The 13,868-nt window shown below is 66.2% G+C and carries 12 protein-coding genes; 9 read left to right on the top strand and 3 right to left on the bottom strand.

Features of this window, described 5'->3' with window-relative positions; all coding sequences use genetic code 11:
* Positions 1-14: 14 nt before the first annotated feature.
* Positions 15-1,490: an APC family permease gene (locus ASC61_RS10795; protein WP_056211763.1), complete on the bottom strand. Its 1,476-nt coding sequence runs from the start codon at positions 1,488-1,490 to the stop codon at positions 15-17.
* A gap of 55 nt (positions 1,491-1,545) precedes the next feature.
* Complete coding sequence (locus ASC61_RS10800) at positions 1,546-3,030, bottom strand: aldehyde dehydrogenase family protein (protein ID WP_056211765.1); 1,485 nt, start codon at positions 3,028-3,030, stop codon at positions 1,546-1,548.
* Between the two features lie 136 nt (positions 3,031-3,166).
* Here ASC61_RS10800 and ASC61_RS10805 point away from each other — a divergent pair, with 136 nt between their 5' ends.
* Genes ASC61_RS10805 through ASC61_RS10815 form a run of 3 tightly spaced genes read left to right on the top strand, consistent with a single transcriptional unit; the run spans position 3,167 to position 5,330 of the window.
* Positions 3,167-3,907 (top strand): FadR/GntR family transcriptional regulator, encoded by a 741-nt coding sequence (locus tag ASC61_RS10805; protein ID WP_056211767.1) that lies wholly within the window; start codon positions 3,167-3,169, stop codon positions 3,905-3,907.
* Complete coding sequence (locus tag ASC61_RS10810) at positions 3,907-4,632, top strand: cache domain-containing protein (RefSeq protein WP_056211768.1); 726 nt, start codon at positions 3,907-3,909, stop codon at positions 4,630-4,632. Before ASC61_RS10805 ends, ASC61_RS10810 begins: the two co-directional genes overlap by 1 nt.
* A complete protein-coding gene (locus ASC61_RS10815; RefSeq protein WP_056211770.1) occupies positions 4,632-5,330 on the top strand; it encodes a cache domain-containing protein in 699 nt (232 codons plus the stop codon). Before ASC61_RS10810 ends, ASC61_RS10815 begins: the two co-directional genes overlap by 1 nt.
* Here ASC61_RS10815 and ASC61_RS10820 read toward each other — a convergent pair.
* A complete protein-coding gene (locus ASC61_RS10820) occupies positions 5,303-6,763 on the bottom strand; it encodes a PucR family transcriptional regulator (protein ID WP_056211772.1) in 1,461 nt (486 codons plus the stop codon). The genes ASC61_RS10815 and ASC61_RS10820 overlap by 28 nt on opposite strands.
* Before the next feature lie 115 nt (positions 6,764-6,878).
* On the opposite strand from ASC61_RS10820, the gene gabT reads away from it, so the two are divergent.
* The 6 genes from gabT to ASC61_RS19400 all read left to right on the top strand — a co-directional run.
* Positions 6,879-8,213, top strand: a complete 1,335-nt coding sequence (gabT, locus tag ASC61_RS10825) for a 4-aminobutyrate--2-oxoglutarate transaminase (RefSeq protein ID WP_056211774.1) — start codon at positions 6,879-6,881, stop codon at positions 8,211-8,213.
* The gene (locus ASC61_RS10830) at positions 8,210-9,709 is read left to right on the top strand and encodes an aldehyde dehydrogenase family protein (RefSeq protein ID WP_056211776.1); all 1,500 of its coding nucleotides are present in this window, start codon (positions 8,210-8,212) and stop codon (positions 9,707-9,709) included. Before gabT ends, ASC61_RS10830 begins: the two co-directional genes overlap by 4 nt.
* Complete coding sequence (locus ASC61_RS10835; protein WP_056211778.1) at positions 9,706-10,851, top strand: CaiB/BaiF CoA transferase family protein; 1,146 nt, start codon at positions 9,706-9,708, stop codon at positions 10,849-10,851. Before ASC61_RS10830 ends, ASC61_RS10835 begins: the two co-directional genes overlap by 4 nt.
* The gene (locus ASC61_RS10840; protein ID WP_056211780.1) at positions 10,848-12,035 is read left to right on the top strand and encodes an acyl-CoA dehydrogenase family protein; all 1,188 of its coding nucleotides are present in this window, start codon (positions 10,848-10,850) and stop codon (positions 12,033-12,035) included. The genes ASC61_RS10835 and ASC61_RS10840 overlap by 4 nt, the downstream gene beginning before the upstream one ends.
* Positions 12,036-12,061: 26 nt before the next feature.
* Positions 12,062-13,339 (top strand): Glu/Leu/Phe/Val family dehydrogenase, encoded by a 1,278-nt coding sequence (locus ASC61_RS10845; RefSeq protein ID WP_056211781.1) that lies wholly within the window; start codon positions 12,062-12,064, stop codon positions 13,337-13,339.
* Positions 13,340-13,739: 400 nt separating this feature from the next.
* A partial coding sequence (locus ASC61_RS19400; RefSeq protein ID WP_235503616.1) for a 3-hydroxyacyl-CoA dehydrogenase NAD-binding domain-containing protein occupies positions 13,740-13,868 on the top strand: 129 nt, incomplete at its 3' end.

The following is a 13,868-nucleotide window of genomic DNA, read 5'->3' on the forward strand; positions in this document are numbered from 1 at the left end:
CACGGTGGGGCCGGCTACTCAGGGATGGCGTCTGCTGCCGGCGCGTCGCTTTGCTGGTGCGGCCTGACCAGGGCCACGTAGATCACACCGACACCGACCACGATGCCCAGCGACAGCAGGACGAGGTAGTTGTCGTACCACGCGGCGTCGGGCGTCCGGGGCCATGCCATGTTCACCGCAGCCGCGAGCTGGTAGGTCAGTGCGGCCACGGTCACCGGGAGTCCCCACCGACCAAGGGTGAACCTCCCGGAGGGTGCCCAGCCCTTGATCCGAGCTCTCAGGGCTGCGAGAACAACCATCATGAAGCCGGTGTAGATCCCGAGCGACGCGAACGACACGATGCGCGTGAGTGCGTTGTCCGAGATCTGCGACACGAGGATGATGATGATCGGGATGGCTGCTGACAGGAGCAGCGCGTACGGAGGCACTGCCCGTGCAATCGAGAACCGCTTGAACAGCGAGCTGCCCGGCATCATGTTGTCCCGCGCGTACGAGTAGATCAACCGACTCGAGGCTGCCTGCAGGCTGAGGGCGCACGACAGGAATGAGATCAGGACAACGGCCACGACGATCCGGAACCCGACGGTTCCGAAGGCGTCCGACAGCACGGCCGTGACGGGGTCGGCATCCTTGCCAGATATCACGGCTCCGATGTCCGGGACCGCCAGGATGAGCGCAAGCGTGATGAAGATCGAGGCCGCGGCACCGATGTAGATCGTCATGCGCATGGCGCGAGGGATCTGGGTTCCCGGATCGATGACCTCTTCGGCAACGTCACCGCAGGCCTCGAACCCGAAGTAGAGGTAGACGCCGATCAAGGATGCAGCGAAGAACGCCGGGAGATAGGCGCTGCCGCTCGACGCGCCGGAGGAGTCGAAGATGACGCCGAGACCGTGATGCCTCTCGGCGAGCAACAACCACCCGCCGACCACGAGGGCACCAACGAGCTCGGCGACGAAGCCGAAGAAGGCCACCTTGGCGAGGAGATTGGTCCCACCGAGATTGAGCACCGTGACGAGCACGATCAGAGCAATCGCGCAAACGACGGTGACGTGGGTCGACGGGTCGATGCCGAGGAGCATGGCAACGAAGGGTCCCGCGCCGTATGCGACGCTGGAGATCGTGGCGACCAGGGCCAGCATGTAGACCCAGCCAGTCATCCAGGCCCACTTCTTGCCCCACAGTCGGCGGGCCCAGGGGTAGACACCGCCCGAGACGGGGAACTGCGAGACAACCTCGCCGAACACGAGTGCAACCAGCATCTGACCAACCGCCGCGAGGACGACTGCCCAGATCATCGGTGGTCCACCCGTGCCCAGCGCGAACGCAAACAGCGAGTACACGCCGACGACCGGCGAGAGGTAGGTGAAGCCGAGTGCGAAATTGCCCCAGAAGGACATCTCGCGTTTGTAGTCGGAGTCGTAGCCGAGGGACGCGAGCTGGTTGGCGTCGCTCTGAGATTCCGGGGGAGTGGGTGCTGATACGGTCATGCGATTCTCCTGCGTGTAGTACGGGGTGAAGGGGGCGTGGCAAGGGGCAGGGGCATCACCAGCCGCCCTCGGCGCGCCGGTTGTTCCGGACTTCGCCGTCTCCGAGGTCGAACACGATGAGCTTGGCCTCGGTGAATGCGTCGAGGAACCATTGCGAAAGCTCGCGCCCCACACCGCTACGTCCGGTTCCTCCGAACGGCGCGAGCTGGTCCCAGTAGTTGCTCGTCTCGTTGATGTTCACCGAGCCGTGCGGCAGCGCCTCGGCGACCCGCCACGCAGTCGACAGGTCGCGCGTCCACAAGGATGCGATCAGGCCGAGCTCGCTCTCGTTGGCGATCGCGACCGCCTCCTCGGCCGACGAGATCTTGAGGATCGGAGCGACAGGACCGAATGTCTCCTCCTGCATGATCCGCATGTCGGTCGTGACGTTCGTGAGGAGCGTGGCGGGGAAGTACAAGCCGTCAGAGCGACCGTGCTGTTCGATCGTGGCACCCTTCGACCTGGCGTCCTCGACGTGCTCGGCGATGCGCGCGCGAGTTGTCTCGGTGCACACCGGGCCCATGTCGGTGGCCTCGTCCATCGGGTCACCCACCGTCAGGGCCATCATCTTGGTGCGGAACTTCTCGACGAACTCGTCGTACACGTTCTCGTGGACCAGAACTCGCTCGGCGGACGTGCACACCTGGCCCGAGTAGTAGAAGCATCCTTGGATGGCGCCGTCAACGGCGGCATCCACGTCTGCGTCGTCGAGAATGATGAATGGCCCGTCGCCGCCCAGCTCGAGGAGCATCGGCTTCAGTGGGATCGACGACGCAATGCGCTCGCCCGTCGCGGTCGAACCGGTGAAGAAGACGCCGTCCACGTGGCGGTGGCCGACGAGCGCCGCGCCCACATCTCCCTCGCCGTGAACCACGTTGATGACACCGGGAGGAAGTCCGGCCTCCTCGAACAGCTCGGCGACCATGGTGCAGCTGACTGCGGCGTGCTCGGAAGGCTTCCAGATCGCGGTGTTCCCGGCAGCGATGATGTGCGCAAGGGCGATCGATGAGATGTCGGTCGGGAAGTTGTACGGCGTGATTGCTGCGATGACACCGACGGGGCGGTGGCTGAGCACGAGGCGCTTGTTGTTGGTCTGCTCCTGCGTCGAAGGGAAGGAGAGCCCGCGATGGCGGAGCACTTCTTCGCCGGCCTTCTGCCATGACGGTGCCGAGTACTCGATGACCTCTTCCCGCGAGTCGTTGATCGGCTTGCCGATCTCGTTCGCGAGCACCTGCGCGATCTTCTCGGCGTCGCGCCTGAACAGCTCATTGATGCGACGCAACACTTTCACGCGCTCGATGACGGGCGTGGCAGCCCACGCGGGCTGAGCGCGCCTGGCCGACTCGACGGCCTTGTCGACGTCTGCCGAGCTGCACTTGGCCACCTCCGCGATGACCTCGTCCGAGTGCGGGGACCTCGCGTAGAACGTGCCGTTCTCTCCGTCCACCCACTCGCCGTGGATCAGAGCACGGGTGGTGGTTCGCGTCGTGGTTGTCGTCATGGGCAGTCCTTTGATCGAGATATTTGCGGTCGGAAAGGTGACCGCGGTCACGTAATTTGCATTAACATATGTTTTTATAGGTAATAGCGCAAGTGAAAGACTAGGATTTGTTCACCACCTGGAGGAGGTTGATGCCATGTCACAGCCGTGGCCGCCGAGCCTGAGCGTCACCCTCTTCGACGAGATCGGTACGGGCGGCGGGCTGGCCCCCGCCGTTGCGCAACGACTCGCCGAGGCCATCTCAATGGGGCTCATCGCCGACGGGGAACAGCTGCCGTCGGAGACTGACCTGGCGGCTCAGCTCGCCATCTCCACGGTGTCTCTCCGTGCGGCTCTCGCGATCCTGCGGCAGGAAGGCCTCGTCGAGACACGCCGCGGACGAAACGGGGGCAGTTTCATCCGCGCCCCGCGGGACTACTCCGCCCGCAAGTCCACGGCTCGGCTCGGGCACCTCAGCCCGTCACAACTCCGCGATCTCGGTTATGAGGTGTTGGCCATCACGGGCATCGTCGCAAGTCTCGCGGCACGCCGTTTCGATGATGACAACATCGCCCGACTTGAGGACCTGGCCTCGCAGCTGGCGGCTGCCGGGTCGGCGGCTCAGTGTCTGAGGCTCGACAGCCGCCTGCGCATCGAGCTGGCGGTGAGCAGTCAGTCGGAGCGGCTCATGCGGCGAATGGTGTCGCTGCAGGCTGAGTACAGCGAGCTGCTGTGGATCCCAGCTGTCGGGATCGACCAGGTCGAATGCGCGGAGCAGCATCAGGAACTCACCAAGGCGATTCAGGCCGGCGATCCGGACTTGGCGAGATCCCTTGCGGAGACTCAAGTGCGCGACAGCACACGCCGGATCGTTGATCTCAGGTTGGGAATGGACTGATGACGGGCGCAGAGAAGACAACTGCTGGCGCAATCGCTTCTGAGATCGAGGCGATGCTCGACGGCGTATACGGCCACATCGATCGCCTGCGCTCGATGGTCATCGGCACCGTCGAGCCGCAACACACAGCACTCAGCGATGCGGCACTGGCGCGAATTGAAGGAGTCGCCCGGGACCTGGTCACAACGATCCCGTGGGTCGGCGGCGCCGGATTCGTGGCTGCCCTGGACACTGTCGATCGCGAGCACAGGTACTGGAACTGGTGGATGCGGTCCGCGGAGGGTGTGAGTCGTCTCCATCCGCCCCGCAATGCCTCGGCGAGCGCCGAGTACGCCTACGAGTCGATGCAGTGGTTCCGCGACGGCCAAGCCGGGATGCCGAGCGTCTTCGGTCCCTTCGTCGACTTCGCGGGAGTCAATCAGCTGGTCATCCTGTGCGCGCAGCCAGTCATGGAAAGAGGGGTGTTTCTCGGGGTCGTGGGAGCGGACTTGGTCATCGACCGGGTGGAGATCCACCTCGTCCGGATCTTGCGAAAGCTGGAGGACGTAGCGGTGCTGGTGGGGTCGTCAGGACGGGTGGTGGCATCCAGTCTGGCGACGTTCGCACCAGGGGAGCGGTTCGACCCGGCCGGATGGGTGGTGACCGCGGTGGATGGGGCGCGTGCGGAATGGAAGCTCTGCACACGTCCGATCGTGGGCTCCTCGATATCCCACGAGGCGAGCTGATGCTCACTCGGACGCCAGACACGGTCCAGGAGTGCTCCACCGCCGTGAACCGCTTGTTCACGGAGATCGACGCCAGCTTGTGCGCGGGTCGGGACCGCCTGTACCGCAAGCTCGAGAGGCGAGACCTCACGGCGGCAAGTATCGGTTCGGCGCTTCGACCGGTGGCCGAGAAGTTGCTGCGTTCGGGCCCGGTGTCGGGGATGGGGTTCGCAGGGATCTCCGGCGCCATCGTCGACAGTGGATTCGACGCGGTCTGGTGGGTGGCTGACGAGGCGAGAACGATCACCCGTGATGAGCTGCGTCCCGCGGACTACACCCAGTTCGAGTGGCTCAGCACTCCTGTGAGGACCATGCGGTCTCACGTCACCGGACCGTATGTCGACACGGTCTGTGCAGTCGATTATGTGATGACCTGCAGCGCCCCCGTAGTCGTGGATGGCGAAGTCGTGGGGATCGTGGGGGCAGACGTCACCGTCGAAGCCCTCGAGCGAGATCTGCTGGCCGACTTCTGCCGGGCTGGGGCGACGCTGGTGAACGGGCGGGGTCGGGTGGTCCTTTCTGCCGATCCGAGGGTCTCTACGGGGGACCTCATGCCGGTGGAGGAGGAAGCTGGTGGTCGCCGATGCGGTTCGCTGCCCCTGTATGTCCTGGCTGGTCATCGGTCGGTGGCTCAGGCGAACCCATTGTCCCGGAGATAGAGCCACGTCGTGGCTGCGACGTCGGGGTCCTCGAGGTCGGCTCCCAGCAGCTCGCGGATCGTCCCCATGCGATGGCGGACGGTGTTGCGGTGTACGCCGACCTCGCGGGCGGCGGCATCCCACTGACCTCGGTTCCGCAGGTAGGCGACGAGGGTGCCGACAAGGTCGACCCGGCCGTACTCGAGCACGCGGCGGACACCGTCGCGGATCGTGCCTGTGTCCTGCGACAGGCCGGTCGGCGCTGCAAGGGCGCCGACCGGAATCGAACCGACACGGTCGAACATCCCAATGCGTATTCGGTGAACCGTGGCTGGGGCGGTCGCTTCCGAGAGGACGGCTGCGAATTCGGGGTCTACCTCGATCAAGAGCTTCTGGAGCCTCGCGACTTCAGGATGGACCTCGGGAACGATGAACCATGCCAACCCTGCTTCGGAGGGCCCGGGCAGGGCATCGCGAACCCATCGGTGCACAGCTTCTGTGACATCGGCAGTCCGGGTTGATCGGACCACGAGCACCCGCATGGCGTCGCCCAGGGCCGTGAGACCGGCACGGGAGATCAAGCGTCTCGCAGGTTCGACGAACCCCATGTCGAGCAGGGTCGCGATGTCCTGCATGCGCGCCTGCGTCGCTGCGTCCGCGCGATGGCGTTGGACCGAGTCCAGGCTCAGCAAGGCGCCGGCGGTGAGGACGAGGCGGCGGGCCGTGGCGCCCAAGGGCTCGGCGGAACCGATGGCGATGTAGCCGACGACGCGATCCTCAAGTGGTAGAGGGAAGACCGCGACGACGTCGTCGCCTGACGGGAACGTGGCCGACGAATGCATTCCGGCGACCTTGAGGGCCGCAAGCTGCTCGGCGATGGCGAGAGCATCCGAGACGCGGGCAGTCGGAAATACGTGCTCGACAACGCCCGACGCATCGAGCCGAGCCACCCACGCTCCGATGGCACGTGACAAGGCTTTGAGGGTCTCGCCGACCGGATTCCGAGAGACCATCGCGTCAACCAGCGATCGGTGCGCTGTGATGGCGTCAGTCAGCTCCTGCTGCGTCGATCGAGACCGCGCCGTCCAGTACGCCTTGGTCACAGTGAGGAATGCCGCTTCCGGCGGGACGACCAACAGGCACAGCTCATGCCGGGCGCACGCGGCCGTCAACGCGTCGGGGACGGCGGACACGGATGGCCCCAGCCCCAGGCCCAGCGCAGCGACCCCGGCAGCACGGAGCCGCGACACGTAGCGGTCGCACCCGATCTCGTTGTCCGGCAGAGCAAGTCCGGTGGTGAGCAGCAACTCGCCGCCACTCAAGTAGCCCGCGGGATCCTGCAGCTCACTGACGTGAACGGCGGATACCTCGTCGTCGGTCACGGTGAATCCGGCCGCCGGCCCCAGCGCCCCGGGCAGGCTCGCGCACAACGAGGCGACGGTGGGAAGGCTCATGTGTACAAACTATCCAAGGTGGGCCCAATCAGTGCACTCTGCACGAGGAAGTTGGCGGCTGCGCGCCTGATGATGGAGGACACGAGATCACTGCACGACCACTCGAGGAGCTTGCATGTCCCTGCCGACCCAACAACGGATCCTGAAGACGGCGCTGCCGGGGCCCCGGTCCATCGAGCTGCAAGCAACCCGCAACCAGGCGCTCTCCAACGGTCTCGGGCAGACCCTTCCGATCTTCGTCGAGGAAGCCGGTGGCGCGATCATCGTGGATGTCGACGGCAACCACATCATCGACATGGCTTCTGGCATTGCGGTGACGAGCGTGGGCGCGTCCAACCCGCGCGTCGTCGAACGGATCAAGGCTCAGGCGGAGAAGTTCACCCACACCTGCTTCCTGGTCACCCAGTACGACGTCTTCACCGAGGTTGCCGAGGCGCTCAACCGAATCACTCCAGGTGATCATGCCAAGAAGACCGCGCTGTTCTCCACGGGCGCTGAGGCGGTGGAGAACGCGATCAAGATCGCTCGTGTCGCGACGGGCCGGCCGGCGGTCGTCGTGCTGAGCCACGCGTATCACGGTCGCAGCCTGCTGACGATGTCGATGACGGCGAAGAACCTGCCGTACAAGGAGGGATTCGGACCGTTTGCGCCAGAGGTCTACCGGGCTCCGTCGCCATATCCGTACCGGTGGGCCGGCGGTGCCGAGGCGGCAGCGGACGAGGCATTCGCCGCACTCCAGGAGATCGTCCTGACCCAGATCGGCGCACACCACGTGGCGGCGATCGTTGTGGAGCCGATTCAAGGCGAGGGCGGGTTCATCGTGCCGCCACCCGGCTACCTCACCAAGGTCCAGGAGCTCGCGCGCGCTCACGGCATCGTCTTCGTCGCTGATGAGATCCAGACGGGGCTCGCCCGTACGGGCGAGATGTTCGCCTGCGACCACGAGGGCGTGGTGCCTGACTTGATCACCACGGCCAAGGCGCTCGGCGGCGGGATGCCGCTGGCTGCCGTCACCGGTCGAGCCGAGCTCATGGACGCCGTCCCGGCAGGCGGGCTGGGCGGCACGTACGCCGGAAATCCCGTGGCCTGCGCCGCTGCGCTGGGCGCCATCGAGGCGATCGAAGAGGACGGGCTGGTCCAGAAGGCGCGAGACATCGAGGCCGTGGCGAAGCCCAGGCTCGTTGCGTTGAGCGGACCAGGATCGGCGGTCGGTGAGGTGCGCGGTCGTGGGGCCATGCTGGCGATGGAGTTCGTGAAGCCCGGAACCACAGATCCCGCTCCCGAGATCGCCAAGGCAGTGGCCGCGCACTGTCACGCGGAGGGCGTGCTGGTTCTCGTCTGCGGCACGTTCGGGAACGTCATTCGGCTCCTCCCGCCCCTCGTCATCGAGCCGGCCCTCCTCGACGAGGCACTGACCGTCATCGAGGACGCCGTCGAGGCCCACCGATGAGTGGCGACCTCAGCTTCGATCCCCGATCCGGGGCTGCCGCCGCGTCGGTCGCCCACACCAGCGCCGACGAGCTGGAGGAGCTGGTGGCGCTCGCAGTCGCGGCTGCGAGCGACGTTCGTGACGTGTCGCCGATCGTGAGGCGCAGCTGGCTGGACGCCGGTGCTGCCGCCATGGAGGAGAACGCCCAGGAGCTGGTCCGGATCGCAGACTGGGAGACCGCGCTCGGATCTTCCCGACTCAATGGCGAAGTCGCTCGCGCCGCAGGCCAGATGAGGTTCTACGCGGAGGTGGCCGTTGACGGCGCCTACCTCGGCGCGGTCATCGACCAAGCCACACCGACGACACCCTTCATTGGTCGTCTCAACGTGCCGCTCGGGCCGGTGGCTGTCTTCGGCGCGAGCAACTTCCCGTTCGCCTTCAGCGTCTTCGGCAACGACACGGCGTCGGCGATCGCTGCCGGATGCCCGGTCGTCATCAAGGCCCACCCGGCCCACCCCCTGACGAGTCAGCGGACCTTCGAGGTCGTGCACGCCGCGATGGTGGCCGCGGGGGCCCCTGTTGGAATCGCGTCCCTCGTGTTCGGCTACGGCAGCGGCGTCTCGCTCGTCAAGCACCCCGACGTCGCGGCAGTGGCGTTCACGGGCTCGCAGACCGGGGGAATGAGCCTCTGGAAGCTGGCCAACGAGCGCGACGTCGTCATCCCCGTCTACGCCGAGATGGGCACGGTGAACCCAGTCGTCGTGACGCCTGCCGCCGCATCCGACATCGCCACCATCGCCCAAGGCTTCGTGCAGTCCTTCACGCTCGGCAGCGGCCAGTTCTGCACCAAGCCGGGGCTGATGCTCGTCCCTCGAGGCTGCAACGCCACCAAGCTCGTCGCCGAAGCGCTCGAAGACGCCTATCCACAGCCCGTGATGCTGACCGAAGGCATCGCCAACGCCGTCGCAACCGGCGTCGGCGAGCTGCAGGATGCCGGCGCGACGATCGTGGCCGAGACGTCGTCGACCGGCGCCGGATGGTCGACCGCTGCTGTCCTGCTCGCTGCTTCAGTGGACGTTCTCCAGCGCGGCAACCGGGTCCTGGAGGAGTGCTTCGGCCCGGTTGCGGTCATCGTCGAGTATGACCGGCTGGACGATGCGGTCGCAGCGATCGGCAGCCTCCAGGGTGCGTTGGCCGGCAGCATCATGATCGCGGAGGACGATCCCGACGCTCGGACGATCCTCGCCCATCTCGCGCCCAAGGTCGGACGCATCATCGTGAACGACTGGCCGACTGGCGTCGCGTTCACGTGGGCGCAGGAACATGGCGGCCCCTGGCCCGCGACTTCCAACCCGAAGACCACGTCAGTAGGAGCGGCGGCTCTGGACCGTTTCGTCCGACCAGTTGCCTATCAAGGCGTGCCGGAGGCGCTGTTGCCTGAGCCTCTGCTCGCGGGCAATCCGTGGAGCATTCCGCGCCGGGTCTCCGGGACGCTGGAAGTCGCTGATCGCTCATGACAACCTTGCTCGACGGCATCGTCGTCGCCGACTTCAGTCGCGTGCTGGCGGGTCCCCTGGCAACCTCGATGCTGGCCGACCTCGGCGCCACCGTCGTCAAGGTCGAGCGACCGGGGACAGGTGACGACACCCGCCACTGGGGACCCCCTTGGACGTCAACGACGAGCGCGTACTTCGACTGCGCAAACCGTTCCAAGCAGAGTGTCGAGCTGGATCTGGACGATCCTGCCGATCACAGGATTGCCCTGGACCTCATGGCCACCGCAGATGTGGTGGTGGAGAACTTCCGCCCAGGGGCTCTTGCGGCCAAGTGTCTCGCGTACGACGACGTGCGGCGCAGCAATCCGGGCGTCGTCTACTGCTCCATCAGCGGGTTCGGCACGGCCGGGGGAGCGACGCTGCCCGGGTACGACTTCCTGGTCCAAGCAGTTGGCGGACTGATGAGCATCACCGGGGGCACCGATGCCGAGCCGACCAAGGTCGGAGTGGCCCTCGTGGACGTCCTCACCTCGAAGGATGCGGTCATCGGGATCCTCGCGGCCCTGAACGAACGCCATGCCTCCGGTGAAGGCCAGCTCGTCGAGGTGAACCTCCTGTCGAGCCTGCTCGGTTCGCTCGCCAACCAAGCGTCGTCCTACCTCGCCACGGGTGCGGCGCCACAGCGTATGGGCAACCAGCACCCGTCGATCGCCCCGTACGAGACCCTGCGATGCGCCGACGGGATCATCGCGGTCTGCTGCGGCAACGACGCACAGTTCGTACGACTGGCAGGCGTCCTGGGCCGGCCGGAGCTGGCCGCCGACGAGCGCTTCGCGCACAACGCAGACCGGGTGACGAACCGGTCGCAGTTGGTCCCACTCATAGAGGCTGTGCTCGCTGGCGGACCAGCAGCTGAATGGATCACCGACCTGACCGAGGTGGGCGTACCCGCAGGAGCGGTCGGCGACATCGGGTCGGCATTCGATCTCGCAACCGACCTGGGCCTGGCCCCTCGCGTCGACGTGGGCCCGGACGCGATCGACCAGGTCCGCCACCCCATCACCTACTCCCGCACGCCGGTGGACACCTATCGGCGGCCCCCACGACTCGGCGAGCACAACGACGTCGTCCGAGCTCGCCACACACAGAAGAGGACATCATGACCACGGCAACACGTATCGCACTCGACCCCCTGGACCTGGCCGGCATCGACGACCTCCTGACCCCGGACGAGAAGGCCGTACGCGGTTCCGTGCGCCAGATGTGCGAGGAACGGATTCTCCCGTACGTGGCCGACTGGTTCGAGCAGGGCGGTCTGCCTGATGCGCGCGGGCTGACCAAGGAGCTGGGATCGCTCGGAGTCCTGGGCATGCACCTCGACGGCTACGGCTGCGCCGGGATGAGCGCGACCGACTACGGTCTCGCGTGCGTCGAGCTCGAAGCCGTGGACTCGGGCATCCGCTCGCTGGTCTCGGTGCAGGGCTCGCTCGCCATGTTCGCGATCTGGCGCTGGGCGACGGAGTCGGTCAAGCAGCAGTGGTTGCCCGCGATGGCCGCCGGCGAAGCCATCGGTTGCTTCGGGCTCACCGAGCCCGATCACGGTTCCGACCCTGCCAACATGCGCACCAATGCGCGCAAGGACGGTGCCGACTGGGTCATCAACGGCCGCAAGATGTGGATCACCAACGGGTCCATCGCCGACGTCGCCGTCATCTGGGCGCAGACCGACGAAGGCATCCGGGGCTTCGCGGTGCCGACGGACACACCCGGTTTCAGCGCCCCGGAGATCAAGCACAAGATGTCGCTGCGCGCCTCGGTGACGAGTGAGCTCGTGCTCGACGACGTCCGGGTGCCGGAGGAGTACGCCTTTCCTGAGGTCCGCGGCCTGCGTGGGCCGTTGAGCTGCCTCAACGAGGCTCGGTACGGGATCGTCTGGGGTGCGTTGGGGGCCGCCAGGTCTTCGCTCGCTGCCGCCCTCTCGTACGCCAACGACCGCGAACAGTTCGGCAAGCCGATCGCGGGCTTCCAGCTGACGCAGCAGAAGCTCGCCGACATGAACCTCGAGCTGACCAAGGGCATGCTGCTGGCGCTGCACCTCGGACGGCGCAAGGACGCCGGAACGCTGCAGCCCGTGCAGGTGAGCCTTGGCAAGCTCAACAACGTACGGGAGGCGATCGAGATCTGCCGCACCGCGCGAACGATTCTCGGTGCCAACGGGATCTCGCTGGAGTACCCGGTGACCCGCCACATGAACAACCTCGAGTCGGTCCTGACGTACGAAGGCACCGTCGAGATGCACACCCTCGTCGTCGGGCAGGCCATGACCGGCCTCGCGGCGTTCCGCTGACCGAGCAGACATAGGAATCCAGTGCCATGACATCTGTGTTGAGCGAGCAGCAGGCACCACGCGACCTCGCGAGCCCACTCGACGACGCCCGCACGCAGCTGCGTGAGGCGATCGACGTCCTGGGCTACGACGAGAGTCTGTACGCCATGCTGGCCCAGCCTCGACGTGAGGTGACTGTCAGCATTCCGTTGCGACGTGATGATGGCTCTGTCGAGGTGCTGACCGGCCACCGGGTGCAGCACAATCTCTCCCGCGGGCCGGCGAAGGGCGGACTCCGGTTCAGTCCCGACGTCGACCTCGACGAGGTGCGAGCGTTGGCCATGTGGATGACGTGGAAGTGCGCGTTGTTGGACGTGCCGTACGGCGGAGCCAAGGGCGGAGTCAGGGTCGATCCACGCCTCTACAGCGAAGCCGAGCTCGAGCGGATCACGCGGCGTTACACCAGCGAGCTGACTCCGGTCATCGGTCCCGAGATCGACATCCCGGCTCCGGACATCGGGACGGACGAGCAGACCATGGCGTGGATCATGGACACGTACTCGGTGAGCAGAGGACACACCGTTCTCGGTGTCGTGACCGGCAAGCCGATGTCCCTGGGCGGCTCGCTCGGCCGGGCCAGCGCGACCTCCCGCGGTGTCGTGCACGTCGCCCTGGCGGCCATGGAATCCATCGGGCTGCAGGCCTCATCCAGCACGGCGGCCGTCCAAGGCTTCGGAAAGGTGGGTCGCGGCGCAGCCCGATTCCTGTCCGAGGCGGGGCTTCGGGTCGTGGGTGTGAGCGATCAGTACGGAGGGATCGTCGCGCCCGAGGGCATCGACATACCGGCGTTGGAGGAGCATGTCGACGAGACGGGATCAGTTGTCGGATTCTGCTCCCCGTTGGACGAGGGCGACAGCGTGCTGGCGCTCGACGTCGATGTCTTGGTACCGGCGGCTGTCGAGGGGGTGCTGAACGCTTCGACCGCACGGCTCGTCAAGGCCAAGGTCATCGTCGAGGGCGCCAACGGGCCGACGACTCCTGATGCGGATCGCGTCCTGGCGTCGCAGGGTTGCCTGGTGGTTCCGGACATCCTGGCGAACGCCGGCGGTGTCGTCGTGTCCTACTTCGAGTGGGTCCAAGCCAACCAGGCGTACTGGTGGAGCTCCGAGGAAGTCGACGATCGGCTTCGCGAACGCATGCTGTCGGCGTGGACCAACGTGCGGACGCACAGCGAATCGCATGGAATCACGTTGCGTGCCGCCGCCACGTCGCTGGCCGTGAAGAAGGTCGCGGAGGCGCATCAAGCGCGAGGGCTGTACCCGTGAGGGCGCTTGTCGCATGTGGCACTCCGGGACCCGTACGTGACTGGACTCCGAGTAGCGATGTCTGGGCGCGCAGTCGCATCGATGAGTACGACCTGGGTCTGTTGTCCGCTTGGCATGTCCACAACTGCCGCCAGATCACCCCGCAGTTCTTCGGGCTCCTGGGACGCGTGATGTTCGGGGCGGCGACGTCCGACGAAGTATGCGCCTGGCTCTCGTCCGTCGAGAGCTCATCTCAGCGTCCAGAATCGTTGGACCCGCTCGTTGTCGACGCCTTGTGCCGCGTACGGCGCAGCTCGTGCCACCAACAGCCCGGATGCCGATGTGCCGAGTTCCACGAACGTGCCGACGCGGTGCTGGTCACTCTCCAGATGCTGCCCGCATCCGAGATGAAGGAATTCGCATGAGCGGGATCGAACGCGTCGGGGTCATCGGCGGCGGGCTGATGGGATCGGGCATCACGGAGGTCGCCGCGCGGGCGGGCCTGGACGTCGTGGTCATCGAGATCAACGCGGACGCGGTCAAGGCCGCA

Origin of the sequence: Aeromicrobium sp. Root344, assembly GCF_001425755.1 — a bacterium.
In the GTDB taxonomy this organism is placed as follows: domain Bacteria; phylum Actinomycetota; class Actinomycetes; order Propionibacteriales; family Nocardioidaceae; genus Aeromicrobium.